The sequence below is a fragment of the Aeromonas sp. 96A genome (assembly GCF_051919165.1).
In the GTDB taxonomy this organism is placed as follows: domain Bacteria; phylum Pseudomonadota; class Gammaproteobacteria; order Enterobacterales; family Aeromonadaceae; genus Aeromonas; species Aeromonas veronii.
Genome location: NZ_JBQBFE010000001.1, coordinates 2,971,990 through 2,996,187, shown reverse-complemented (window position 1 = coordinate 2,996,187; position 24,198 = coordinate 2,971,990). Strand labels below are relative to the sequence as shown.

20 protein-coding genes and 1 pseudogene are annotated in these 24,198 nt (G+C 62.3%); 14 read left to right on the top strand and 7 right to left on the bottom strand.

All coding sequences use genetic code 11. From position 1 onward, the window contains the following. Positions 1 to 22 precede the first annotated feature (22 nt). A pseudogene (locus ACTG2W_RS13755) lies at positions 23 to 966 on the bottom strand (substrate-binding domain-containing protein). A 264-nt stretch (positions 967 to 1,230) separates the two neighbouring features. Between ACTG2W_RS13755 and galE the strand changes: the two are divergent. The 5 genes from galE to bacA all read left to right on the top strand — a co-directional run bounded on the left by galE (position 1,231) and on the right by bacA (position 6,425). After that, positions 1,231 to 2,244, top strand: a complete 1,014-nt coding sequence (galE, locus tag ACTG2W_RS13750; RefSeq protein WP_128834489.1) for a UDP-glucose 4-epimerase GalE — start codon at positions 1,231 to 1,233, stop codon at positions 2,242 to 2,244. 60 nt (positions 2,245 to 2,304) lie between these two features. Beyond that, positions 2,305 to 3,363: a UDP-glucose--hexose-1-phosphate uridylyltransferase gene (locus tag ACTG2W_RS13745; protein WP_128836544.1), complete on the top strand. Its 1,059-nt coding sequence runs from the start codon at positions 2,305 to 2,307 to the stop codon at positions 3,361 to 3,363. Beyond that, the gene (galK, locus tag ACTG2W_RS13740) at positions 3,360 to 4,508 is read left to right on the top strand and encodes a galactokinase (RefSeq protein WP_421309160.1); all 1,149 of its coding nucleotides are present in this window, start codon (positions 3,360 to 3,362) and stop codon (positions 4,506 to 4,508) included. The genes ACTG2W_RS13745 and galK overlap by 4 nt, the downstream gene beginning before the upstream one ends. After that, positions 4,505 to 5,494 carry a galactose-1-epimerase gene (gene galM, locus ACTG2W_RS13735; protein ID WP_440016281.1) on the top strand — a complete coding sequence of 330 codons (990 nt, stop codon included), beginning with the start codon at positions 4,505 to 4,507 and terminating at the stop codon, positions 5,492 to 5,494. The genes galK and galM overlap by 4 nt, the downstream gene beginning before the upstream one ends. Before the next feature lie 115 nt (positions 5,495 to 5,609). Next, complete coding sequence (gene bacA / locus ACTG2W_RS13730; protein ID WP_021230740.1) at positions 5,610 to 6,425, top strand: undecaprenyl-diphosphate phosphatase; 816 nt, start codon at positions 5,610 to 5,612, stop codon at positions 6,423 to 6,425. 62 nt (positions 6,426 to 6,487) lie between these two features. Here the strand turns inward: bacA and ACTG2W_RS13725 are convergent, their stop codons facing one another. The 3 genes from ACTG2W_RS13725 to ACTG2W_RS13715 all read right to left on the bottom strand — a co-directional run bounded on the left by ACTG2W_RS13725 (position 6,488) and on the right by ACTG2W_RS13715 (position 8,458). Further along, positions 6,488 to 7,189: a ChrR family anti-sigma-E factor gene (locus ACTG2W_RS13725; protein WP_274160895.1), complete on the bottom strand. Its 702-nt coding sequence runs from the start codon at positions 7,187 to 7,189 to the stop codon at positions 6,488 to 6,490. Then, positions 7,182 to 7,751 (bottom strand): sigma-70 family RNA polymerase sigma factor, encoded by a 570-nt coding sequence (locus tag ACTG2W_RS13720; protein ID WP_274160930.1) that lies wholly within the window; start codon positions 7,749 to 7,751, stop codon positions 7,182 to 7,184. The genes ACTG2W_RS13725 and ACTG2W_RS13720 overlap by 8 nt, the downstream gene beginning before the upstream one ends. Before the next feature lie 140 nt (positions 7,752 to 7,891). Next, the gene (locus ACTG2W_RS13715) at positions 7,892 to 8,458 is read right to left on the bottom strand and encodes an LON peptidase substrate-binding domain-containing protein (RefSeq protein WP_274160894.1); all 567 of its coding nucleotides are present in this window, start codon (positions 8,456 to 8,458) and stop codon (positions 7,892 to 7,894) included. Positions 8,459 to 8,768: 310 nt separating this feature from the next. On the opposite strand from ACTG2W_RS13715, the gene argS reads away from it, so the two are divergent. From argS to mgtE, 9 genes are all read left to right on the top strand, one after another. After that, the gene (gene argS / locus ACTG2W_RS13710; protein ID WP_005355547.1) at positions 8,769 to 10,514 is read left to right on the top strand and encodes an arginine--tRNA ligase; all 1,746 of its coding nucleotides are present in this window, start codon (positions 8,769 to 8,771) and stop codon (positions 10,512 to 10,514) included. Positions 10,515 to 10,517: 3 nt separating this feature from the next. Then, complete coding sequence (locus ACTG2W_RS13705) at positions 10,518 to 11,363, top strand: SPOR domain-containing protein (RefSeq protein ID WP_005340771.1); 846 nt, start codon at positions 10,518 to 10,520, stop codon at positions 11,361 to 11,363. A 187-nt stretch (positions 11,364 to 11,550) separates the two neighbouring features. Continuing rightward, entirely contained in the window at positions 11,551 to 12,084 is a 534-nt protein-coding gene (gene hslV, locus ACTG2W_RS13700) for an ATP-dependent protease subunit HslV (protein WP_042018387.1), read from the top strand. 66 nt (positions 12,085 to 12,150) lie between these two features. Beyond that, positions 12,151 to 13,479: an HslU--HslV peptidase ATPase subunit gene (gene hslU, locus ACTG2W_RS13695; RefSeq protein WP_005340773.1), complete on the top strand. Its 1,329-nt coding sequence runs from the start codon at positions 12,151 to 12,153 to the stop codon at positions 13,477 to 13,479. A 264-nt stretch (positions 13,480 to 13,743) separates the two neighbouring features. Further along, entirely contained in the window at positions 13,744 to 16,290 is a 2,547-nt protein-coding gene (nirB, locus tag ACTG2W_RS13690) for a nitrite reductase large subunit NirB (protein ID WP_440016280.1), read from the top strand. Then, on the top strand, positions 16,290 to 16,607 hold the full coding sequence (nirD, locus tag ACTG2W_RS13685) for a nitrite reductase small subunit NirD (protein ID WP_101530417.1): 318 nt from the start codon (positions 16,290 to 16,292) through the stop codon (positions 16,605 to 16,607). Before nirB ends, nirD begins: the two co-directional genes overlap by 1 nt. 56 nt (positions 16,608 to 16,663) lie before the next feature. Then, complete coding sequence (nirC, locus tag ACTG2W_RS13680) at positions 16,664 to 17,476, top strand: nitrite transporter NirC (protein WP_101530416.1); 813 nt, start codon at positions 16,664 to 16,666, stop codon at positions 17,474 to 17,476. A gap of 12 nt (positions 17,477 to 17,488) precedes the next feature. Next, positions 17,489 to 18,889: a siroheme synthase CysG gene (cysG, locus tag ACTG2W_RS13675; RefSeq protein ID WP_101530415.1), complete on the top strand. Its 1,401-nt coding sequence runs from the start codon at positions 17,489 to 17,491 to the stop codon at positions 18,887 to 18,889. Between the two features lie 146 nt (positions 18,890 to 19,035). Beyond that, the gene (mgtE, locus tag ACTG2W_RS13670) at positions 19,036 to 20,460 is read left to right on the top strand and encodes a magnesium transporter (RefSeq protein WP_101530414.1); all 1,425 of its coding nucleotides are present in this window, start codon (positions 19,036 to 19,038) and stop codon (positions 20,458 to 20,460) included. Between the two features lie 84 nt (positions 20,461 to 20,544). Here the strand turns inward: mgtE and ACTG2W_RS13665 are convergent, their stop codons facing one another. Genes ACTG2W_RS13665 through ACTG2W_RS13655 form a run of 3 tightly spaced genes read right to left on the bottom strand, consistent with a single transcriptional unit; the run spans position 20,545 to position 24,196 of the window. Next, entirely contained in the window at positions 20,545 to 21,510 is a 966-nt protein-coding gene (locus ACTG2W_RS13665; protein WP_257687607.1) for an ABC transporter permease, read from the bottom strand. Positions 21,511 to 21,512: 2 nt separating this feature from the next. Beyond that, positions 21,513 to 22,631, bottom strand: a complete 1,119-nt coding sequence (locus ACTG2W_RS13660) for an ABC transporter permease (protein WP_005340798.1) — start codon at positions 22,629 to 22,631, stop codon at positions 21,513 to 21,515. Further along, positions 22,631 to 24,196 carry an ABC transporter ATP-binding protein gene (locus ACTG2W_RS13655; RefSeq protein WP_005342527.1) on the bottom strand — a complete coding sequence of 522 codons (1,566 nt, stop codon included), beginning with the start codon at positions 24,194 to 24,196 and terminating at the stop codon, positions 22,631 to 22,633. Before ACTG2W_RS13655 ends, ACTG2W_RS13660 begins: the two co-directional genes overlap by 1 nt. Positions 24,197 to 24,198: the final 2 nt, after the last annotated feature.

Sequence of the window (24,198 nt, the reverse complement as noted above, 5' to 3'; positions counted from 1 at the left end):
CGAACAGGGCCGCAAAAGGGGGCTATCCGGCCCGAACCGGTGCCACCGAGTGGCGATTGATCAGGGTGGGGGTATAGATCCGGCTCTGGGTCGCGTCACTCTCCCCCGCCGCCAGCTGAATGGCCAACTTGGCCGCCTGGGCCGCCATCAGCTCGATGGGATAGCGCATGGTGGAGAGCTTGGGGCGCAAATATCTGGCATAGATGATGTCATCGAAGCCCACCACCGAGACCTCCTCCGGCACTCGCAGGCCGTTGTCCGCCAACACGGAGATGGCGCCCGCCGCCATGGCATCGTTATAGGCCACCACGGCGGTCACCTTGAGCCCCTTGGCCAGCAGGTTGAGCATGGCGCGCTCCCCCCCTCCTCGTTCGGCGTGCCGCTCTCGATAAGCTCGGGATCGGCTGCCAGACCGGCTTCCATCAATCCATCCTGATAGCCCTGCAGACGCAAGGTGGCATCCTCGATGGCGTGATCCGAGCTGATAAAGGCGATATGGCGGTGACCCAGTTCGATCAGGTGGCGAGTCGCCGTAGCCGCACCCAGCCGATTGTTGAGGGCGATGCAGCGTCCCTTGAGGGCCGGAATATCGCGGTTGATCAGCACCATGCCGGGCACTCGCATGGCGTAATCGTAAAGTTCCTCGTCGCTCAGCGCCTTGCTGTGCACCACCAGCGCCTCGCAACGCTTGCCGATCAGCAGCTCGATCGCTTCACGCTCCTGACGCGCCTTGTGAAAACCGTTACCCATCAGCAGGTGAAGGTTCTGCTCGACGGCCACGCCGGAGACCCCCTTCACCAGTGCACCGAAGAAGGGATCGGCTACATCACCGACCACCACCCCCATGGTGTCGCAAGTCTGGCTAACCAGTGCCCGCGCGTTGGCGTTGGGGGTGTAGCCCAGTTCGGCCATGGCCTTCTGCACCACTTCGCGAGACGCAGCGCTGGCCTTGGGGGAGTTGTTCATCACCCGTGAAACCGTTGCCACCGACACATTGGCCAAACGGGCGACATCCTTGATGGTGCTCATGCTGTTTTCACTTCTTTCACTGTGCAATAGAGCGCCATTATACCCAGCAAACCCATTGAAAACAGGGGTGAAACGTATATCTGCCGTCAGGATGACCATAAAAACAGTGTAATCGTTTACACTGTTTTGCAAGCAAGCTCACAGTTTGGTCGCCACACCCTCGGCTAGACTGCTTCCAGACACTTTTCAGTGGAGAGCAAGATGAACGTTCTGGTCACCGGCGGTTGCGGATATATCGGCAGCCACACCTGTCTGGCCCTGCAAGCGGCAGGTATGAATCCCGTGGTGGTCGACAACCTCGGCAACAGCAAGCGCAGTGTGCTGGCCAGAGTCGCCGCCATCAGCGGCCAGCAACCCATGTTCTATCAAGGGGATATTCGCGATGCAGCCCTACTGGATCGGATCTTCGCCGAACAGCAGATCGATGCGGTGATCCACTTTGCCGCCCTCAAAGCGGTCAGTGAATCGACCCGCATTCCACTGGATTACTACGAGAACAACCTCGGCGGCACCCTCACCCTGCAGCAGGCGATGAAGCGGGCCAATGTGCACAATCTGGTGTTCAGCTCCTCTGCCACCGTCTATGGCGATCCCGCCAGCCTGCCGATCCGCGAGGATTTCCCTCGCAGCGCCACCAACCCTTACGGGCGATCCAAGCTGATCATCGAGGAGATCCTCGAGGATCTGCAGCTGGCCGAGCCCCACTGGAGCATGACCCTGCTGCGCTACTTCAATCCGGTCGGCGCCCACGAATCGGGCACCATGGGTGAAGACCCGCAAGGGATCCCCAACAACCTGATGCCCTATATCACCCAGGTGGCCATTGGCCGTCGCGACTGCCTGTCTGTCTTTGGAAACGATTACCCAACTGTGGATGGCACCGGCGTACGTGACTACATCCACGTGATGGATCTCGCCGAGGGGCACGTCAAGGCACTGCAACACTGCGCCGGCAAGGGTGGCGTGCACACCTACAACCTGGGCACCGGCCAGGGCCAGAGCGTGTTGCAGCTGGTCGCCGCTTTCTCCAATGCCTGCGGCAAGCCGCTGCCGTTTCGCATCGAACCGCGCCGTCCCGGCGATATCGCCGCCTGCTGGGCTGATCCGGCCAAGGCCGAGCGCGAGCTGGGCTGGCGGGCGACCCGCAACATCGACGCCATGTGCGCCGATAGCTGGCACTGGCAATCCGCCAATCCGAACGGTTACGAGGAGTAGGCCTGCCTGCTCCCTGTTAATAGATGACCATATTTTTCAATACCTTATTCAGGAGAGATGATGTTCAACCCCATCGATCATCCCCATCGCCGCTTCAACCCGCTGACCGGCCAGTATGTGCTGGTCTCCCCCCATCGGGCCAAACGCCCCTGGCAGGGACAGGTGGAGAAGGTGAGTCAGGCCCCCAAACAGGCCCACGATCCCGACTGTTTCCTCTGCGCGGGCAACACCCGGGTCACCGGCGACATCAACCCCGATTACAAGGGCACCTTCGTCTTTACCAACGACTTCGCCGCCCTGATGCAGGATACCCCAGCCGCCGATAGCGCCAGCGATCCCCTGCTGAAACTTGAGGTCGCCCGCGGCACCAGCCGGGTCATCTGCTTCTCGCCGGACCACGGCAAGACCCTGCCCGAGCTGCCGCTGCCCGCCATCGAGGGGGTGATCACCACCTGGATGGATCAGGTCGCCGAGCTGTCGGCCCAGTGGCAGTGGGTGCAGGTCTTTGAAAACAAAGGGGCAGTCATGGGCTGCTCCAACCCGCACCCCCACGGCCAGATCTGGGGCAGCAACTTCCTGCCCAACGAGATCGCCCGCGAAGAGCAGCACCAGCGCGACTGGCTGGCGGAGCATGGCCGCCCCATGCTGCTGGAGTATGTGGAGCGGGAGCTGGCGGATCGCTCTCGCATCGTGGTAGAGACCGAGCACTGGCTCGCCGTAGTTCCCTTCTGGGCCGCCTGGCCGTTCGAAACCCTGCTGCTGCCCAAGGCGCACGTCCCCTCCATGCTCAACCTAACCAAGGCCCAGCAACAGGATCTGGCGGTGGCGCTCAAGGAGCTCACCAGCCGCTACGACAACCTGTTCGAGTGCAGCTTCCCCTACTCCATGGGCTGGCACTTTGCGCCGCCCAAATCGGATTGCCCCGAGGCGTGGCAACTGCATGCCCACTTCTATCCGCCGCTGCTGCGTTCCGCCACCGTGCGCAAATTCATGGTTGGCTTCGAGATGCTGGCCGAAACCCAGCGCGACCTGACTCCCGAGCAGGCTGCCGAGCGGCTGCGTGCCCTGAGCCCCGTTCACTACACCCAGACCAGCCACACCAATGAGGAGGCCTTATGACCCCCAGCCAACGCGTCAGCACCGTTTTTGCCGAGCAATTTGCCAAAGCGCCCGATCTGCTGGTGCGCGCCCCCGGCCGCGTCAACCTCATCGGTGAACATACCGACTACAACGACGGCTTCGTGCTGCCCTGCGCCATCGACTACGAGACCTGCGTTGCCATCGGCCTGCGCGATGACCGGCAAGTGCAGGTGATCGCCGCCGACTACGACAACCAGCGCGACCAGTTCGACCTCGACCAGCCCATCGAGCACCACCCCAGCCAACGCTGGAGCGACTACATCCGCGGCGTGGTGAAGTATCTGCAGGAGCGTGGCTATGCCCTGCGCGGCCTCGATCTGGTGGTCTCCGGCAACGTGCCGCAGGGGGCGGGGCTCTCCTCCTCTGCCTCGCTGGAAGTGGCCATCGGTCAGGCCTTCAAGGAGGCGCTGGGGCTCGACATCAGCCAGGCCGAGATCGCCCTCAACGGTCAGCAGGCGGAGAACAAGTTCGTCGGCTGCAACTGCGGCATCATGGATCAGATGATCTCCGCCAGCGGCAAAACGGATCATGCTCTGCTGCTCGACTGCCGCTCGCTGGAGACTCGCCTCATCCCCATGCCGGCGGATCTGGCGGTGCTGATCGTCAACTCCAATGTGCGTCGCGGTCTGGTGGACAGCGAATACAACACCCGCCGCCAGCAGTGCGAAGCGGCCGCCCGTCACTACGGAGTCAAGGCGCTGCGCGACCTCGATCTGGCTGGACTGGAAGCGGGCAAGGCCGGGCTGGATGATGCTTGCTATCGTCGTGCCCGCCACATCGTCGGGGAAAATGCCCGCACCCTGGCGGCGGCCGATGCACTGGCAAGCCACGATCTGACCCGACTCGGCGAGCTGATGGCCGAGTCGCACGCCGCCATGCGCGATGACTTCGAGATCACAGTGCCCGCCATCGACGGTCTGGTGGAGATCATCAAGGCCAGGATTGGCACAGATGGCGGCGTGCGGATGACAGGTGGCGGCTTCGGCGGCTGCGTGATCGCCCTGCTGCGCCCCGACAAGGTGGCCGAAGTGATCGCCGCCGTTGAGGCGGAGTATCCGGCCATCTCGGGCCTCAAGGCCGACTGCTACGTCTGCTCTGCCAGCGCCGGATCAGGCAAGCTATGAGCAGCGCCATGACCCCGTTCGAGCTGGAAAATGAAGAGGGGCTGCGCCTGCGCGGCCTCGACTTCGGCGCCACCCTCACCTCCCTCACCCTGCCGATGGCGGGCAAACGGCGCGAAGTGCTGCTGGGCTGTGCCGACGACGCCTATCCCACCCAGCAGGTGTGGCTGGGTGCGGTGGCCGGGCGTTTTGCCAACCGCATCGGCGGTGCCGAGCTGGTGCGTGATGGACAGCGCTGGCCGCTGAATGCCAATCAGGCACCCAACTGTCTGCACGGCGGGCAGGCAGGCTTTCATCGCCAGCGCTGGCAAATCAAGGAGCTGGAGGCGGATCGGGTCAAGCTGGCGTTGCTCTCCCGGGCGGGAGATCAGGGCTTTCCCGGCAATCTGCGGGTCACCCTGGAGTACCGGCTGGAGCAGAGCGATCTGGTGGTGGATTTCATCGCCAGCACGGATGCAGCTACGCCGGTCAGTCTCACCAGCCACGCCTACTTCAATCTCGATGGGCAAACCGATGGCGAAGATGTCCGTGACCACCTCATCAGCATCAATGCCGACCACTTCCTGCCGACCGACCCGAGCGGTTTACCGATCGCCATCACTCCGGTGGAGGGGCCGTTCGATCTGCGCCGCGAGCGCCTTGTCGGACAGGATTGGCTGAACCATCCCCAGCAGCAACAGGCCAAGGGGTACGATCATGCGTTTGTGCTCAACGGCCCGGCATCAGAATGGGCCGCTCGGATAGTCTCTGGCGACAAGCAGCTGGCGATGGAGGTCTATACCAACCAGCCCTCGCTGCAGTTCTACACCGGCAACTGGCTGGCCAATACCCCGAACCGCAGCGGTCTGGCGCACCGGGATCACGACGGCTTCTGTCTTGAGGCGCAACAGCTACCGGACAGCCCCAATCGCCCCGAGCTGGGCAACCCCTGGCTGCTGCCTGGCGAGCGTTATCACCACCAGACCCGCTACCGCTTTATCCGCGACTAACTTAAAGAATTCATGATTTTTACATAGCCTCAGCAGTCACAATCGAGCAAGATATGCCGCCCCGAGACCCTTTCGGGGCGTTTTTACATCAACGAAGTTAAGGATTGTTTGTTCGATGACTGACACTTATAGCCTGCTGGTCGCCTTTATTCTGGGCGTCGTCGAGGGGCTGACCGAGTTCCTCCCCGTCTCCTCCACCGGCCACATGATTATCGTCGGCCATCTGCTGGGCTTTGAAGGGCCCAAGGCTGCCACTTTCGAAGTGGTGATCCAGCTTGGCTCCATCCTCGCCGTGGTCGCCGTCTTCTGGCGTCGCCTGTTTGGCCTGATTGGCATCCACTTTGGCCAGAAGCCGTCCCGGGATCACGCCACCCTGTCGCTGATCCACGTCATCCTCGGCATGATGCCCGCCATCGTGGTCGGTCTGGCCATCCACAGCTGGATCAAGGCCAACCTGTTTGGTCCGCAAACCGTCATGTACGCGCTGGTCGCGGGGGGCATCCTGCTGATCATCGCCGAGAAGTTCCGCCCTGCAGTCACAGCCGAAACCCTGGATGACATCAGCTACAAGCAGGCGTTCGGCATCGGTCTGTTCCAGTGTCTGGCCCTGTGGCCCGGCTTCTCCCGCTCCGGCGCCACCATCAGTGGTGGCATGCTGATGGGGATCAGCCGTCACGCCGCCGCCGAGTTCTCCTTCATCATGGCAGTGCCCATGATGGTGGCGGCCAGCGGGCTTGATCTCTACAAGAGCCGCGATTTCCTCTCCATGGCCGACTTCCCGATGTTTGCTGTGGGCTTTATCACCGCCTTCGTGGTAGCGATGTTTGCGATCAAGACCTTCCTGACATTGATCCGCCGCATCGACTTTATCCCGTTCGCCATCTACCGCTTTATCGTGGCATTCGCCGTCTATCTGGTGTTTGTCGCCTGACCGATAGCCATGAAATGACAAAAGGGACCAATTTGGTCCCTTTTTCTATGACGTCATGGTGCTCAGTAGAGGTGCTGGCTGATGCCGTTCAGCAGCCGCGACAACCCCTTGGTGAACTGCACCGGCGCATCCTGCACCGTGTAGCAGAGGCAACCGTCCGGCGTATGTGGGCTGTGGGAGTGGCTGGCATCGCGCCAGATGAAATCCCCCGCCTTGTAAAGGGTATCGCCATCCTGAATATTGCCAGCCAGCAGCAAGGTCAGCTCATAGCCCTGATGGGTGTGCTCGGGGATGCGACCGCCCGCTTCGATATGGAGCAGGCTGGCGCGCGCGCCCATCTCGTCCAGCGGCAGACTCTGCTGACGAATAGCCCCGATATGGCGCCACTTGGGCGAACGATAGCGGGCCAGCACCCGTGGCAAACGGTAGGCGTGACCGGCCACCTCCAGCTCGCCGGGCTGGGCTCGGGGCTGGTCATGTGTTGGCTCGGAGAGGGGCTCAGCCAGCGGCTGGGCCAGAATATCCGCCAGCATGGCGTCGAATCCGGCATCCAGCGCCACTTCATCTTCATCGCGGGAGTCCAGCTCGGGCTCTGCTGGCGAAGCAAGATATTGCTGCGCCAGCTCCTCTTCGAATGTCTTCAGTCGGGCAGCGCAATCGGGGCAGAGTTCACAGTGGGCGGAGAGCCCTACCGCCAGCGGCAGAGGGAGCTCATCGGCGGCGAAGGCACGCAGCATAGGGTCGGTCGGATGGGCTTTAATCATGGCCTTGCTCCACTTGCTCTTTCAGTTTCTGTAACGCCAACCGGAGGCGGGACTTGATGGTACCGAGCGGCACGCCGAGTCGCTCCGCCAACTCCTGCTGGGAGAACTCCTGCAGATAGATGCCGCGCACCACCTGCTGTTGCGGCTCCGGCAGGGTGCCCAGATAGTGGGCCATCTGACGGGTCAGCACCGCATCCTCACCGCCGCTCAGGTGCTCCTCTTCGGCCTGAAACTCCAGCACCGGCCACAGCTCCTCGGCACAGAGATCCTCCTTGCTGGCGCGACGACGGCGCAGCATGTCGAAGCACTGGTTGCGCATCACGGTGTAGATCCAGGTGGTCGGCGCCCCCTTCTCGGGGTGGTAGAGGCGCGCCTTCTGCCACACCAGCAGCATGGTCTCCTGCACCAGCTCCATGGCGTTGGCTTCGCTGCCGAGGTGGCGCAGGCCGTAGCTGCGAATACGCGGCGCAAAGTGTTGGAACAGGCGGGTAAAAGCAGCCTTGTCGGCCTGCTCTGCCACCCTGATCAGCAGAGATTTGAGGTCGCCATCCGGGTTATCCATCACGGGCGAAGTCCTGCGTATGGTCGAGTGTGGTTGGCCAGTATATGCCATTGCGCCATCCCTTTGGTGTGCTGTCGAACATGCTGTGGTGATAACTTGTACGGCCCCGCGGCGCTGGCAGATCAGCGGGTCAGAAAAAATCAGTGACTGGCCACCAGCACCCCCTTGAGCAGGGCGATGGCGGGCTGATTGTCGGCAGCGGCCAGCAGCAGCTGTTTCTGTTCAGGGGGGATCGGCAGCACCTCCAGCCAGCGCTGGGCCACCCAGTTGCCATCGTCCCAGCGGGGGGCGGGATAGAGGGCGGCGTAGTCGGGATAGTCGGCAAACACCTCCCGCAGCGCATCAACCAGCGGTTGCTGATCGGGATGGAGCCGGTGGGGCGGCCAGGCCGTCAGCGGCGTCACCTCGCCGATACGCAGGCCATCGGGCTCCTGCCACAGATCCTCTATCTGCACCCGCTCCATCCCCTGCACCGTGATCCCCAGCATGCCGTCCGGCAGCCGGTCGAAATCGATGATGGTGACCCGGGTGGCGATGGGCAGCATGTTGCGCAGGGCGTCGGGCTGGCGAGGGTCCACCATGCAGAGGGCAAAGCCGGACTCCCCCGCCTCGGCGATCATCCGCTGGTATCTGGGTTCGAAGATCCGCAGCGGCATGATGCCGCCGGGCAGCAGGTGGGCAGATAGGGGAAACAGCGCCAATCGCATCGCAAACTCCTCGGTTGGGAACCTCTGTTGATACGCCGGGCCAGAGGGAGGAGATCATTCCCGTCAGCGGAAAGGAAAAACCCTTAACAATCAGGGGAAAATAGCCTGGACAAGCCGCTTCGATATGCAGTAGAAATGGATAAGCACCGTAATTTCCGCCCAATATTCTGGAATATGGCGCCAAACGCAGTGAAATATCCGCCCGACAGCGAGCGGCGGGTCATCCCTATAGTTTTCTCGAGCCGATGCGGGTAAAATTCACGCCCTTATATATCAGTCATTTTTCGACGCGCAACCTTGGTGGTCAGTTATGAAAGAGCATATTCATCATCTACTTGAACAAACGGTAGCCAATCTCAAGTCAGCAGGCGTCCTGCCGGCGGACCTGGAAGCCCGCGTGCAAGTAGACCGATGCAAGGAAAAAGCTCACGGCGACCTGGCTACCAACCTGGCCATGCTGCTGGCCAAACCGGCCCGCAAGAATCCCCGTGAGCTGGCGGCTGCCATCATCGAGCATCTGCCCGCCTCCGACCTGATCGCCAAGGTCGAGATCGCCGGTCCCGGCTTCATCAACTTCTTCTTCGACCAGCGCTGGCTGGCCGGTCAGGTTGAGGCCATGGTGACCTCTGCCAACGCCAACGTACGGTTGCCCGCGCCACAAACCGTGGTGGTGGACTACTCCGCCCCCAACGTGGCCAAAGAGATGGCGGTGCACCACATCCGCTCCACCGTACTCGGTGACGTGGCTGCGCGCGCGCTGGAGTTCCTCGGCCACAAAGTGATCCGTGCCAACCACATCGGCGACTGGGGCACCCAGTTCGGCATGCTGATCGCCTATCTGGAGAAGATGTCCAACGAGCACGCCAGCGACATGGCACTCAAGGATCTGGAAGCCTTCTACACCCAGGCCAAGCGTTGCTACGACGAAGACGAAGCCTTCGCCGAGCGTGCCCGTAACTACGTGGTCAAGCTGCAGGGCGGCGACGAGTACTGCCGTACCATGTGGAAGAAGCTGGTCGACATGACCATGGAACAGAACCAGATCAACTACGACCGCCTGAATGTCTCCCTGACCAACAAGGACATCATGGGCGAGTCCATGTACAACGACATGCTGCCGGAGATCGTTGCAGACCTGAAAGCCAAGGGACTGGCGGTCGAGAGCGAAGGCGCCACCGTTGTCTTCCTGGACGAGTTCAAGAATAAGGATGGCGAGGCCATGGGCGTCATCATCCAGAAGAGCGATGGCGGTTTCCTCTACACCACCACCGACATCGCCTGTGCCAAATACCGTTACGAGACCCTGGGCGCCGACCGTGTCATGTACTTCATCGACTCCCGTCAGCACCAGCACCTGATGCAGGCCTGGACCATCACCCGCAAGGCGGGCTATGTGCCGGAATCCGTGCCGCTCGAGCACCACGCCTTCGGCATGATGCTGGGCAAGGATGGTCGTCCCTACAAGACCCGCTCCGGTGGTACCGTCAAGCTGGTTGACCTGCTGAACGAGGCCGAAGAGCGCGCCGCCGCCCTGCTGGAGAGCCGCAACAGCGACCTCTCTGCCGAAGAGAAGGCCAACGTGGTCAACGCCATCGCCATGGGCGCGGTCAAGTATGCGGATCTCTCCAAGAACCGTACTACCGACTACATCTTCGACTGGGATCTGATGCTCTCCTTTGAAGGCAACACTGCCCCTTACCTGCAGTACGCCTACACCCGTATCCAGTCCATCTTCCGCAAGGCCAACATCGATGCCGAAACGCTGACCGGCAACGTGACCCTGAACGAAGAGGCCGAAGAGGTGCTGGCCCAGAAGCTGATCCAGTTCTCCGACGCGGTCAACGGCGTGGCCGACAAAGGCATGCCGCACCTGCTCTGTACCTACCTGTACGAGTTGTCCGGCAACTTCATGACCTTCTATGAAGCCTGCCCGATCAACAAGGATGGCGTGGACGAGGCAACCCGTCAGAGCCGTCTGCTGCTGTGCGCCGCCACCGCCAAGGTACTGAAACTGGGCCTCGGCGTACTGGGCATCCATACCCTGGAGCGCATGTAATAGATGGCAACCCGGGATTATGTCGGCAGCCGCCCGCGACGTCGGGCGGGTGGCCGCAATACCAAGAAAGCGGCCCCTCGCCGCTTTCCTGTTATTCCAGTACTGCTGGTCGTGGCACTGCTGGCAGGCTTTGGTGGCTTCCTCTACATGATCAATGGCAAGGGCAACGATGCCCCCACTATTGAGGAGCAGGTAAAGGCCAACAAGCCAAAAGCGCAGAATAACGGGCTGCCTCAGGAGAAGTGGAGCTACATCGAACGGCTTGAGAACAAGCAGGTCGATATCATAGAGCCGCCGACCCAGCCGGGTGTGCTGCCGCCACCACCGGCAGATACCATGACCCTGCAACCGGAAAAACTGCCACAGCCGGTGCCGACCGACATTCCCCAACCGGGAACGCCCATCGGCCAGCCCAAGCCCTATCAGCCCAATCCGGCGACCACCCCTTCCACCTCCGGAGCACCGGTTGCCAGCGCGCAAGAGCAGGTAATCGACCGCAAGGCCGAACGGGAACGGATGGAGCGGGAGATCCGCGCCGAGCTGGAACGGGAGCGGGCCGAAGCGGCCAAGGCCAAAGCGGCCACTCCGCCAGCCCAGACCGCAGCCGCCGACAGCGGTCGCTACATGATGCAGTGCGCCGCCCTGCGCTCGCAGGATTCCGCAGAGTCGCTCAAGGCGCGTATCGCCTTTACCGCAGGTCTCTCTTCCAGCCTGCAGGTGATCAATGGCGCCAACGGCACCGTCTACAAGGTGATGGTGGGCCCCTTCAACGGCAAGGCGGCCGCCGACGCGGCCAACAGCAAGCTGCAGAGCTCCGGCATCAGCGGCTGCATTCCCAAGAAAGGGTAATCCGCTTACCGATGACGCAGGGCCGGGTGGCAACACCCGGCCCTGTTCTTTTGGTGTCACTCGCACCCACGCTCTTTACTACCCCGTTTATCCCGACCAAAGGCAGGGTTGAAAAGCCCGTTTGCCATCCCCATCTTTCTTGCCATGCACAGTCAGGCCGTCATTCGGCTCAAGCGAGGTAAGTAAAGTGACTACCATAGTTTCAGTTCGCCGCAACGGTCAGGTCGTCATCGGTGGCGATGGCCAGGTCTCTCTTGGCAACACCGTCATGAAGGGCAACGCCCGCAAGGTTCATCGTCTCTACAACGGCAAGGTGCTGGCCGGTTTCGCTGGCGGTACCGCCGACGCCTTCACCCTGCTCGAACGTTTCGAAGCAAAACTGCAGGCCCATCAGGGTAATCTGGAGCGCGCCGCCGTGGCGCTGGCCAAAGATTGGCGCACCGATCGCGCCCTGCGCCGCCTTGAAGCGCTGCTGGCCGTGGCCGACGAACACAAATCCTTCATCATCACCGGCAACGGTGACGTGGTCCAGCCGGAGCACGATCTCATCGCCATCGGCAGCGGCGGCAACTTCGCCCAGTCCGCCGCCATCGCCCTGCTGGAAAACACCGAGCTGGATGCCAGGAGCATTGTCGAGAAGTCCCTCAAGATTGCGGGCGACATCTGCGTCTTCACCAACGGCAACCACACCATCGAAGTGCTGGACTACGCCGCCAAATAAGGCCACCAGCCAAACCCAATTTCCCAAGGGGTGGGCACTACCCGCCCCGGATACAGGAACACCATCATGTCCGAGATGACCCCGAGAGAAATCGTCCACGAGCTGGATCGTCACATCATTGGTCAGGCCGATGCCAAGCGCGCCGTTGCCGTTGCCCTGCGCAACCGCTGGCGCCGGATGCAGCTCAACGAAGAGATGCGCCATGAAGTGACCCCGAAAAACATCCTGATGATCGGCCCGACCGGTGTCGGCAAGACCGAGATCGCCCGTCGTCTGGCCAAGCTGGCCAACGCCCCCTTCATCAAGGTGGAAGCGACCAAGTTCACCGAAGTGGGCTATGTCGGTAAGGAAGTGGACAGCATCATCCGCGATCTGACCGATGCCGCCATCAAGCTGGTGCGCGAAACCGAGATGGAGAAGATGAAATACCGCGCCGAGGAAGCCGCCGAAGAGCGCATTCTCGACGCCCTGCTGCCCAACCCGCGCAACACCTGGGGTGAGGAAGAGAAAGCCGACAACTCCAACACCCGCCAGATCTTCCGCAAGAAACTGCGGGAAGGTCAGCTGGATGACAAGGAGATCGAGCTGGAGCTCTCCGCCTCCCCGATGGGCGTCGAAATCATGACCCCGCCGGGCATGGAAGAGATGGCCAACCAGCTGCAGGGGCTGTTCCAGAATCTGGGCCAGAACCAGAAGAAGAAGCGCAAGATCAAGGTCAAAGAGGCCATGAAGGCGCTGATCGAAGAGGAAGCAGCCCGTCTGGTCAATCCGGAAGAGCTGAAGCAGAAAGCGATCGCAGCGGTCGAGAACAACGGCATCGTCTTCCTCGACGAGATCGACAAGATCTGCAAGCGCGGCGAAAGCTCGGGCCCGGATGTCTCCCGTGAAGGGGTTCAGCGCGACCTGCTGCCGCTGGTTGAAGGTTGCACCGTCAACACCAAGCACGGCATGGTCAAGACCGACCACATCCTGTTTGTCGCCTCCGGCGCCTTCCAGATCGCCAAGCCGTCCGACCTCATCCCCGAGCTGCAGGGTCGTCTGCCGATCCGGGTCGAGCTGACCGCCCTGACCACAGATGACTTCGAGCGCATCCTGACCGAACCGAACGCCTCCCTGACCGATCAGTACAAGGCGCTGATGGCCACCGAAGGGGTCAATATCGAGTTCACCAAGGATGGCATCCGCCGTCTGGCCGAAGCGGCCTGGCAAGTCAACGAGCGTACCGAGAACATCGGTGCCCGTCGTCTGCACACAGTGATGGAGCGCCTGATGGAAGATATCTCCTACGACGCCTCCGAGAAGTCCGGCGAGACCTTTGTCATCGACACCGACTACGTCAACGCCCACCTAGGTGCGCTTGTCGAGGATGAAGATCTGAGCCGCTTTATTCTGTAAGCGCAGTTCTGTTTGTAAAAAAACGCCTCCAGAAATGGGGGCGTTTTGCATTTTAAGCCCCAGCCCCCTTCTCTCTATGCCCCACTCGCACCCAGCACCAAAACTCTCAACTGGTATACCTATTTTTGTATATCTTTGAATTTTATCGAATTACCCCTGACGAGATATATAAATAGACACTTGATTTGCATCAATTGCCCGCCCCGACTGACTGGGTAGCCTAACCCTAGAATGATGTTTTATTACTCCAAGCTAGAGGCAATCATGAGCAAAGTCAGACTGGTCGTTGTGGGCAACGGCATGGTGGGGCACCGCTTCATCGAAGAGTTGATCGAGCGGGCCGAGCCGGGCCGCTACGAGATCACCGTCTTCGGTGCAGAACCCCGTCCCGCCTACGATCGCGTCCATCTCTCCTCCTACTTCTCCCATCACACCAGCGAAGATCTCTCCCTCGTCAAACCCGGCTTCTACGACAAGCACGGCATCCGCCTGCTGCTCGGCGAAGCGGTGAAAAAAATCGACAGGGCCAACCGCGAAGTGCACTCCAACAAGGGCACTGTGGTCGCGTACGACAAGCTGGTGCTGGCCACCGGCTCCTACCCCTGGGTGCCGCCCATCCAGGGCAGCCAGCACCACGAGTGCTTCGTCTACCGCACCATCGAGGATCTGAAAGCCATCCGCAGCGCCGCCAAGAGCGGCAAGAGCGGGGTGGTGATCGGGGGCGGTCTGCTTGGCCTTGAAGCGGCAGGTGCCCTCAAGGCACTGGGTCTCGAAACCCATGTGGTGGAATTTGCCCCTGTGCTGATGGCCGAGCAGCTCGACGGTCAGGGCGGCCAGCTGCTGCGCCGCAAGATTGAATCCATGGGGGTGCAGGTACACACCAGCAAGAGCACCAGCGAGATCCTGATGCATGGCGGCGAGCAGGCGAAACACCGCCTCGCCTTCGCCGACGGCAGCCAGCTGGAAGTGGACGTGGTGGTCTTCTCCACCGGCATTCGTCCGCAAGATACCCTCGGCCGCTACGGTGATCTGGCCATCGCCGAGCGCGGCGGCATCGTCATCGACGATCACTGCCTCACCTCCGATCCCAACATCTACGCCATCGGCGAGTGCGCCGCCTGGCAGGGCCGCTTCTTCGGGTTGGTAGCGCCGGGCTACAAGATGGCCCAGATCACCGTCGACCATCTGCTCGGCGGCGACAGCCGCTTCGAAGGGGCGGACATGAGCGCCAAGCTCAAGCTGCTCGGCGTCTCCGTCGGCTCCATCGGTGATGCCCATGGCCGCACCCCGGGCAGCCACAGCTATGTGTTCCAGGACGATCAGGCTGGCGTCTACAAGAAGATCGTGGTGAGCGAAGACAACAGCCGCCTACTCGGCGCCGTGCTGGTGGGCGACGTGGACGATTACGGCAACCTGCTGCAGATGATGCTCAACGCCCTGCCGCTGCCGAGCCACCCGGACACCCTGATCCTGCCCGCCTACGCCGGTGCCAAGCCGACGCTGGGGGTAGATGCCCTGCCGGAGAGCGCCCAGATCTGCTCCTGCTTCGACGTCTCCAAGGGCGACATCGCCCAGGCCGTCGCCGAGGGCCACACCACCCTGGCCGCCATCAAGCAGCACACCAAGGCCGGTACCGGCTGCGGCGGCTGCGTGCCGCTCATCAGTCAGGTGCTCAACGCCGAACTGGTGAAGCAGGGCATCGAGGTCAACAACCACCTCTGCGCCCACTTCACCCACTCCCGTCAGGAGCTGTTCCATCTGGTCAAGGTGGAGGGGATCAAGAGCTTCGACGAACTGCTGGCCAAGCACGGTCAGGGCTATGGCTGCGAGGTGTGCAAACCGACCGTCGGCTCCATCCTCGCCTCCTGCTGGAACGAGCATGTGCTGAGCCCGCGCAACATCCCGCTGCAGGACACCAACGACATCTTCCTCGGCAACATGCAAAAGGACGGCAGCTACTCCGTCATCCCGCGCATGGCCGGTGGCGAAGTGACCCCGGAAGGGCTGCTGGCGGTGGCTGAAGTGGCCCGCGACTACAAGCTCTACACCAAGATCACCGGCGCCCAGCGCATCGGTCTGTTCGGGGCCCAGAAGGATGATCTGCCCGCCATCTGGCGCAAGCTGCTGGCAGCCGGATTCGAGACCGGTCAGGCCTACGCCAAGGCGCTGCGCATGGCCAAAACCTGCGTCGGCAGCACCTGGTGCCGCTTCGGCGTGCAGGACAGCGTTGGCCTCGGGGTCTTCCTCGAGAACCGCTACAAGGGTATTCGCACCCCGCACAAGATGAAGTTCGGCGTCTCCGGCTGTACCCGCGAATGTGCGGAAGCCCAAGGTAAGGATGTCGGCATCATCGCCACCGACGCGGGCTGGAACCTCTATGTGGGCGGCAACGGCGGCATGAAGCCGCGCCACGCCGACCTGCTGGCTTCTGACCTCGACCGCGAGACCCTCATCAAGCTGATCGACCGCTTTATGATGTTCTACGTCACCAGCGCCGACAAACTGCAGCGCACCTCGGTCTGGCTCGGCAATCTGGAAGGGGGCGTCGACTACCTGCGCGAGGTGATCGTCGACGACAAGCTGGGGCTGGCCGACACCCTGGAGCGCGATATCCAGACCCTTATCGACAGCTACGAGTGCGAATGGTCGCGCACCCTCAATGAAGAGGAGGCGCTCAAGCGCTTCAGCCACTTCATCAACAGCGACAAGCGCGATCCGGACGTCCAGTTTGTCGCCGAGCGTGACCAGCACAGACCCGCCACTCCGGCCGAGCGCATCCCCGTCTACCAGATCGAGGTGGAGACCAAATGATGAAACTTGCCTGCCAACTCAACGACATCCTGCCGGGAACCGGTGTCTGCGCACTCATTGAAGGCCACCAAATTGCCCTGTTCCGCCCGAGCGCGGCGGCCGAGGTGTTCGCCATCGACAACCGGGATCCCTTCTTCGCCGCCAACGTGCTGTCGCGGGGCCTGATCTGCGAACACGACGGCGAGCTCTGGGTCGCCAGCCCGCTCAAGAAACAGCGCTTTCGCCTGAGCGATGGCCACTGTTTCGACAACCCCGCAATGTCGGTTCAAAGCTACCCCGTTGAAGTGCGCGACCAGCAGGTCTGGGTCGCCGTCTAAGCCGATTTCACTCTCTTTCGGGCTGCCTGTGGGCAGCCCTTTCAAGGACTCACAAGATGTACACGGAAACCATTAACAAGTGCGCCGCCAACGCGGCCCGCATCAACCGCTTCGAGCGCAGCGACAAGCTCGGCTTCTGGCTCAGCTCCGCCATGGCGGGGGCCTATGTGGGCCTCGGCATCATCCTCATCTTCACCCTCGGCAATCTGGTGGATCCCGCCATCCGGCCGCTGGTGATGGGGGCCACCTTCGGTATCGCCCTGACACTGGTGATCATCGCCGGCTCCGAGCTGTTTACCGGCCACACCATGTTCCTCACCTTCGGGGTGAAGACGGGCAAGATCACCATGGCCGACCTGCTGCGCATCCTGCCGCAGACCTGGGTCGGCAACCTGATTGGCTCCATCGTGGTGGCGCTGATCTACTCCTACGGCGGCAGCCTGCTGCCGGACGCAGGCAGTCTGGCCCACAAGGTGGCGCTGGCCAAGACCCAGGCCCCGGCGCTGACCCTGTTTATGAAGGGGATCCTCTGCAACTGGTTGGTCTGCCTCGCCATCTGGATGGCGTTGCGCACCGAAGGGGCCGCCCGCTTCATCGCCATCTGGTGGTGCCTGCTGGCCTTTATCGCTTCCGGCTACGAGCACTCCATCGCCAACATGACCCTGTTCGCCCTCTCCTGGTTTGGCGCCCACTCCGATGCCTACACCCTGGGCGGCATCGGCCACAACCTGCTGTGGGTGACCCTGGGCAACACCGTCTCCGGCGTCCTCTTTATGGGCCTCGGCTACTGGTATGCCACCCCGAAAGCAGAGCGCCCGGTCGCAGCACACGAGACCACCAGCACCGCCAACCAGACCCGAACCGCCTGATCCGGAGGCCCCATGGACTACTTGCCCATCTTTTGCCGACTCGACAACAAACCCGTGCTGCTGGTCGGCGGCGGCGAGGTAGCGGAGCGCAAGGCGCGCCTGCTGCTGGATGCCGGTGCCCACCTCACAGTCGTAGCGCCCGAGCTCGACCCCGAGCTGGCGGAACTGGCTGCCAACGGCAGCATCGAGTGGCTGGCCGGTGAATTTGTGCCGGAACAACTGGCGGGCAAGTGGCTGGTGGTGGCCGCAACCGATCGGCGCGAGGTGAATGCACTGGTTTACCAGAGCGCCAATCAGGCGCGGATCTTTGCCAACGTGGTGGACGACCCGAAACGCTCCAGCTTCATCATGCCGTCGATCATCGATCGCTCGCCGCTGATGGTGGCCATCTCCTCCGGCGGCAAGGCGCCTGTGCTGGCCCGTTTGCTGCGGGAAAAACTGGAAGCCCTGCTGCCGCAGCATCTGGGGGCCGTGGCGGCCTTCGCCGGCAGCCTGCGGGAGCGGGTCAAGGCCCGCTTCGCCACCATGGGGGAGCGGCGCCACTTCTGGGAGCGCCTGCTCGGGGCGGATCGGCTCGGTCAGGCGCTGGCGCGGGGCGATAGCGCCTCTGCCCACCAGCTGGCCGACAGCCTGTTTGCCGACGAAAGCCAGAGCGCTGGCGAGGTGGTACTGGTGGGAGCCGGCCCCGGCGATCCGGGTCTGCTCACCCTGCACGCCCTGCGCCAGATGCAGCAGGCGGACGTGGTGGTTTACGACCGACTGGTCTCTGACGAAGTGATGGCGCTGGTGCGCCGGGATGCCAAGCGCATCTTCGTCGGCAAGCAGGCGGGCAACCACTGCGTGCCGCAGGAGGGGATCAACCAGCTCTTGCTGGAGGAGGCGAAAAAGGGCCAGCGGGTGGTGCGGCTGAAGGGGGGTGACCCCTTTATCTTCGGCCGTGGCGGCGAGGAGCTGGAGACGCTCGTTGGTACTGGGATTGGCTTTCAGGTGGTGCCGGGGATCACTGCGGCCAGCGGCTGCGCCGCCTACGCCGGTATTCCGCTCACCCACCGCGATCACGCCCAGAGCGTACGCTTCGTCACCGCCCACGGCAAGGGGGGCGCCCGGGATCTCGACTGGCCGCTGCTCGCCAAGGACAAGCAGACCCTGGTGTTCTACATGGGGCTCTCATCCTGCGCCACCATCCGCGAGCAGCTGCTGGCCCACGGCAAAGCGAGCAACACCCCGGTGGCGCTGATCGAGCGCGGCACCCAGCCCTGCCAGCGGGTCATTCGCGGCACTCTCGATGAGCTACCCGCGCTGGCGGTGGGGGTCGAAAGCCCGGCCCTGATCATGGTGGGTTCTGTGGTAACCCTGGCCGACCGGCTCGCCTGGTTTGGCGAGGCACCACAGGCTCAGCGAGCCCTCGCCTGAGGGATCCTCGGCAACTCACCATGAGGCCACCAGCAGGTGGCCTCACCTTTACCTCCCTCTTCTCCCATCACGGTCATAACCTGTTGTTTTAAGTCTGGTATCCTATGGGCATTGAGCCCTTGGCTACCATCTCAGGAATTCATCCCATGTCTCTTCCCATCAAGAACAGCGCCCGGCAGCGCGCGGATGACAGATCCCGCATTCTCACCCTGCTGCTGCGCGATGATGCCCTCACCGACAGCCTGCTCGATCCGCAGGTGGTGCAGGATGCCGAGCAGCGCGATCAGACCAGCGAACTCACAACGCTGGTCAACGGGTTGCCCGCCGCCGACGTCGCCGATGCGCTGGAATCGCTGCCGCCCGATGAGCGTCATGCCCTGTGGGCACTGGTGGAGGAGGAGAAGCGCGGCCAGATCCTGGTCGAAGCGTCGGAGACGGTGTGGGACAGCCTCATCAGCGGGATGAGCGACAAGGAGCTGCTGCACGCCCTGCGCACCCTGGATATCGACGACCAGATCTATCTGGGCCAGTACCTGCCCCGCAACCTGATGGGGCGGCTGCTCACCTATATGGCCCCCGAAGAGCGGGATCGGGTGCGGGAGGTGATCCGCTACGGCAAGCACACCGTCGGCGCAATGATGGATTTCGAGATCATCACCATCCGCCCCGAGGTGACGCTCGCCACCGTCCAGCGCTATCTGCGCCTGCGCGGCAAGATCCCCGCCAACACCGACAAGCTGTTCGTCATCGATCGGCGCAACCACCTGCTGGGGGAGCTGGCCCTCACCACGGTGCTGCTGCACAAGCCCGCCACCCTGGTGAGCGATGTGATGGAGCGAGATCCGGTCACCTTCGATCCGGAGGATAACGACGAAGCGGCGGCCCGCACCTTCGAGCGGGATGACCTGCTCTCCGCCGCCGTGGTGGATGGCAAGGGCAAGCTGATGGGCCGCCTCACCGTCGAAGAGGTGGTGGATCTGGTCTATGAGGAGAGTGACACCGACCTGCGCCGGATGGGGGGTATCAGCGAGGATGAAGATGTGTTCGCCCCGGTCTCCAAGGCGGTCAAGACCCGCTGGGCCTGGCTTGCCATCAACCTCTGCACCGCCTTTGTCGCCTCGCGGGTGATCGGCCTGTTCGAGCACACCATCTCCCAACTGGTGGCGCTGGCGGCCCTGATGCCCATCGTCGCCGGGATCGGCGGCAACACCGGCAACCAGACCATCACCATGATAGTGCGGGCGCTGGCGCTGCAGCACATTCAGGCAGGCAACCTCTCCTTCCTGCTGCTGCGGGAACTTGGCGTCGCCTTTATCAACGGGCTGGTGTGGGGCGGCACCATGGGCATCGCCACCTATCTGCTCTATCAGGATGCGGCGCTCGGCGCCGTAATGACCCTGGCCATGATGCTCAACCTGCTGGTGGCCGCCCTGATGGGGGTCATCATCCCCATGACCATGACCCGCCTCGGCCGCGACCCGGCAGTCGGTGCCAGCGTGATGATCACCGCCATCACCGACACCGGCGGCTTCTTTATCTTCCTCGGGCTGGCGACCCTGTTCCTGCTGTAACCAGCCATTCAAACCATAAAAAACAGGCCCACCGAAGTGGGCCTGCTGTTATCTGTGTGATCGGGAATATTGCGATAAAAGGCGCTACTCCCGCTCCTTCACATAAGGTGTACCAAGCGCCTTCGGCGCCACCGCGCGGCCGATAAAACCGGCCAGCAGGAACACGGTCAGGATGTAGGGCAGCGCCTCGATGGCCTGCACCGGAATGGCGAAGCCACCGATGCTGACCCCTTGCAGCCGGATGGCGACCGCATCGAGGAAGCCGAACAGCAGGCAGGCTGCCATGGCATTCCAGGGGCGCCACTTGCCGAACACCAGCGCCGCCAGCGCCATAAAGCCCTTGCCCGCACTCATGTTGGGGATGAACTGGGCCGTCTGGGCCACCGCCAGATAGGTGCCACCGATACCGGCCAGCAGGCCGCCGATGAGGAGCGCGGTGTAGCGCATCCGCACCACAGAGATACCGGCGGTATCGACCGCTGCGGGCGCCTCGCCCACCGCCCGCAGACGCAGACCGAAGCGGGTACGGAACATCACCCACCAGGCCAGCGGCACACAGGCAAATGCCACGTACTCCAGCAGGGAGTGGCCGCTCAGCAGCTCGCTGTAGAGCTGGCCGATCACCGACACATCCCACAGCTCCTTGGCATAGGGCAGATCGATGGGGGCGAAACGGGCATCCCCGGAGAGCGCCGGGGTCTGGCCACCCTGATCGAACCAGTAACGGCCCAGGGTGACGGTCAGACCGGCCGCCAGAATGTTGATGGCCATGCCGCTCACCACCTGATCACCGCGATGGGTGATGGTGGCAAAACCGTGCATCAGGGCAAACAGGATGGAGACACCCACCCCGGCACCCAGACCTATCCAGGCAGAACCGGAGACCGCCGCCGCCGCACCACTGGCGAACGCCGCCGCCAGCAGTTTGCCTTCCAGCGCGATATTGACCACCCCGGAGCGCTCGCAGAACATGCCCGCCATGGCGGCAAGAATCAACGGTGGTGCGGTCCGAATGGTCGCATCCAGCATCAGGATCAGAATTTCAAACATGATCAGACTCCTTTAGCTTGCGCGGCTGAGCGGTTGGCAAACGCCAGATAGAGCTGCTCGATGCGCGGACGCATCATGTGCTCAAGGGCGCCACAGAACAGGATCACCAGACCCTGCAACACCACCACGATGTTGCGGTCGACACCGAACTCGAAGCTGAGCTCTGCGCCCCCCTGATAGAGGAAACCGAACAGCAGGCTGGCGATGATGACGCCGACCGGATGATTGCGCCCCATCAGCGCCACCGCGATACCGGTGAAGCCGAACCCTTCCACGAAGTTGAGCTTGATCTGGTGCAGCTCACCCTGCAGCACGTTGAGGGCAAAGAAGCCCGACAGCATGCCGGAGATGACCATGGCCAGGATTACCACCTTGGGATAGGAGATACCGGCGTAGGCGGAGGCGCTTTGGCTGGCGCCGACCGAACGGATCTCGTAACCCCAGCGGGTGTGCCAGATAAAGACCCACACCAGCGCCGCACAGATCAGCGCCCAGAAGAAGCTGATATTGAGCGGGCTGTTGGGGATCTCCATCCCGAACAGGCTAGCCAGCCCGCTCATCTTGGGCAGCCAGCTTGCTTCGGCAAACACCTTGCTCTCGGTCGCCATCGAGCCGGGCGGCTTGAACACCTCCACCAGCAGATAGGCCATCAGCGAGGCGGCGATGAAGTTGAACATGATGGTGGTGATCACGATATGGCTGCCGCGCTTGGCTTGCAGCCAGGCCGGAATAAAGGCCCAGGCCGCACCGAACAGACCACCGGCAATGATGGAGAGCGGCAACAGCAGGGCAAACGGCAGCACATCGCCGAGCATCAGACAGACCAGACCGACACCGAGCCCACCGATATAGGCCTGACCTTCACCACCGATGTTGAACAGACCGGCGTGGAAGGCGACCGCCACCGACAGACCGGTAAAGATAAAGCCGGTTGCGTAGTAGAGGGTGAAGCCGACCCCTTCACCGGTGCCGAACGCGCCGTACCACATGATCTTGGCGGCATCGACCGGGTTGATGTCGAGGTAGTAGAACAGAATGGCCGACACCAGGAAGGCCAGCAGGATGTTGACCGCAGACAAGACGCCTACGGAGACCCAGGCAGGAATACGTACTTGGCTCATCAGTGGGCCTCCTTGGCAACTTCGTCCGGCACTATGTTTGCCATCATCAGACCAATGGTGCGCTCATCCGCCTTGGCACCATCCAGCTCGCCGACGATGCGACCGTCGGCAATGACCAGAATCCGGTCTGCGAGGCTCATGATCTCGTCCAGCTCCACCGAGACCAGCAAGACGGCCTTGCCCTTATCGCGCATGGCGATGATCTGCTGGTGGATATACTCGATGGCGCCGATATCGACCCCGCGAGTCGGTTGGCCGATCAACAGCACATCCGGGTCCTGCTCCACTTCACGGGCAATCACCAGCTTCTGCTGGTTGCCACCGGAGAAGTTGGCGGTCTTGTGATCGGGATGAGGCGGGCGCACGTCCCACTTCTCCATCTTGGCCTGACAATCCTGCTGGATCGCCTCCTTGTTCTGCAGCCACCCCTTGTTGTATTGCGGGCGACGGTGATAACCGAGAATAAAGGCCTCTTTCGCCTCGAAGCGGTTGATCAGCCCCATCTTGTGGCGATCTTCCGGCACATGACCGAGGCCGTAGTTGCGCACCAGCTCGGGATCGGCCGGGTGCTCCGCGCTCACCTTGTGCACGCCGCTGCGGCTGCTGATGGTGAAGCCGCCCTTGCTCGGCTTGAGAATGCCGCCAAGCAGGCTGAGCAGTTCGGACTGACCGTTGCCGGAGACCCCTGCGATGCCGACCACTTCACCGGCCCGCACCTCGAAGCTGACCGATTTGACCCGCTCCACCTTGCTGGCGTCGAAATAGCTGAGCCCTTCGATCTTCAGCTTGGCTTCACCGGGTTGGGTTGGCCCCTTGTCGACCTTGAGGCGTACCTTGCGGCCCACCATCAGCTCGGCCAGCTGCTCCTTGTCGGTATCCTTGGTGGCGACGTGTGCCACCATCTCGCCACGGCGCATGATGGAGACCTGATCGGTAATGGCCAGGATCTCCCGCAGCTTGTGGGTGATGAGGATGATGGTCGCCCCCTGATCCCGCAGCTTTTTCAGCACCTCGAACAGGTGATCCGCCTCTTGCGGGGTCAGTACCCCGGTCGGCTCGTCGAGGATCAGGATGCGGGCGCCGCGATAGAGCGCCTTGAGAATTTCGACCCGCTGTTGCAAACCCACCGGCAGATCTTCGACCTTCTCGTGCAGCGGCACGTCGAGGCCATAATCCCGCGCCAGTTCGCCCAGCAGCTTTTCGGCTGACGCCACGCTCTGCTGAAGGTGCCAGCCGTTCTCAGCGCCGAGGATGACGTTTTCCAATACAGTGAAGTTATTGACCAGCATGAAGTGCTGGTGAACCATGCCCACCCCTGCGGCAATCGCATCTTGTGAGCCATGGGGTTTGAAAGGATTCCCGTCGATCAGCATCTCGCCTTTGTCGGCATGGTAGAAACCATAAATGATGCTCATCAGGGTGGACTTACCGGCGCCATTTTCGCCGACAATGCCGTGGATACTGCCTTTGCGAACCTTAAGGTCGATCAGCTTGTTGGCGTACACTTCGCCGAACCGCTTATCGATACCTCTTAATTCGATGGCATAGCGATCTGTCTGGTCCATGA

Excerpts from the sequence above, each read along its gene's own strand:
- galE (WP_128834489.1), top strand. The coding sequence starts at position 1,231 with ATGAACGTTCTGGTCACCGGCGGTTGCGGATATATCGGCAGCCACACC.
- ACTG2W_RS13745 (WP_128836544.1), top strand. The coding sequence starts at position 2,305 with ATGTTCAACCCCATCGATCATCCCCATCGCCGCTTCAACCCGCTGACC.
- galK (WP_421309160.1), top strand. The coding sequence starts at position 3,360 with ATGACCCCCAGCCAACGCGTCAGCACCGTTTTTGCCGAGCAATTTGCC.
- galM (WP_440016281.1), top strand. The coding sequence starts at position 4,505 with ATGAGCAGCGCCATGACCCCGTTCGAGCTGGAAAATGAAGAGGGGCTG.
- bacA (WP_021230740.1), top strand. The coding sequence starts at position 5,610 with ATGACTGACACTTATAGCCTGCTGGTCGCCTTTATTCTGGGCGTCGTC.
- ACTG2W_RS13725 (WP_274160895.1), bottom strand. The coding sequence starts at position 7,189 with ATGATTAAAGCCCATCCGACCGACCCTATGCTGCGTGCCTTCGCCGCC.
- ACTG2W_RS13720 (WP_274160930.1), bottom strand. The coding sequence starts at position 7,751 with ATGGATAACCCGGATGGCGACCTCAAATCTCTGCTGATCAGGGTGGCA.
- ACTG2W_RS13715 (WP_274160894.1), bottom strand. The coding sequence starts at position 8,458 with ATGCGATTGGCGCTGTTTCCCCTATCTGCCCACCTGCTGCCCGGCGGC.
- argS (WP_005355547.1), top strand. The coding sequence starts at position 8,769 with ATGAAAGAGCATATTCATCATCTACTTGAACAAACGGTAGCCAATCTC.
- ACTG2W_RS13705 (WP_005340771.1), top strand. The coding sequence starts at position 10,518 with ATGGCAACCCGGGATTATGTCGGCAGCCGCCCGCGACGTCGGGCGGGT.
- hslU (WP_005340773.1), top strand. The coding sequence starts at position 12,151 with ATGTCCGAGATGACCCCGAGAGAAATCGTCCACGAGCTGGATCGTCAC.
- nirB (WP_440016280.1), top strand. The coding sequence starts at position 13,744 with ATGAGCAAAGTCAGACTGGTCGTTGTGGGCAACGGCATGGTGGGGCAC.
- nirD (WP_101530417.1), top strand. The coding sequence starts at position 16,290 with ATGAAACTTGCCTGCCAACTCAACGACATCCTGCCGGGAACCGGTGTC.
- nirC (WP_101530416.1), top strand. The coding sequence starts at position 16,664 with ATGTACACGGAAACCATTAACAAGTGCGCCGCCAACGCGGCCCGCATC.
- cysG (WP_101530415.1), top strand. The coding sequence starts at position 17,489 with ATGGACTACTTGCCCATCTTTTGCCGACTCGACAACAAACCCGTGCTG.
- mgtE (WP_101530414.1), top strand. The coding sequence starts at position 19,036 with ATGTCTCTTCCCATCAAGAACAGCGCCCGGCAGCGCGCGGATGACAGA.
- ACTG2W_RS13665 (WP_257687607.1), bottom strand. The coding sequence starts at position 21,510 with ATGTTTGAAATTCTGATCCTGATGCTGGATGCGACCATTCGGACCGCA.
- ACTG2W_RS13660 (WP_005340798.1), bottom strand. The coding sequence starts at position 22,631 with ATGAGCCAAGTACGTATTCCTGCCTGGGTCTCCGTAGGCGTCTTGTCT.
- ACTG2W_RS13655 (WP_005342527.1), bottom strand. The coding sequence starts at position 24,196 with ATGGACCAGACAGATCGCTATGCCATCGAATTAAGAGGTATCGATAAG.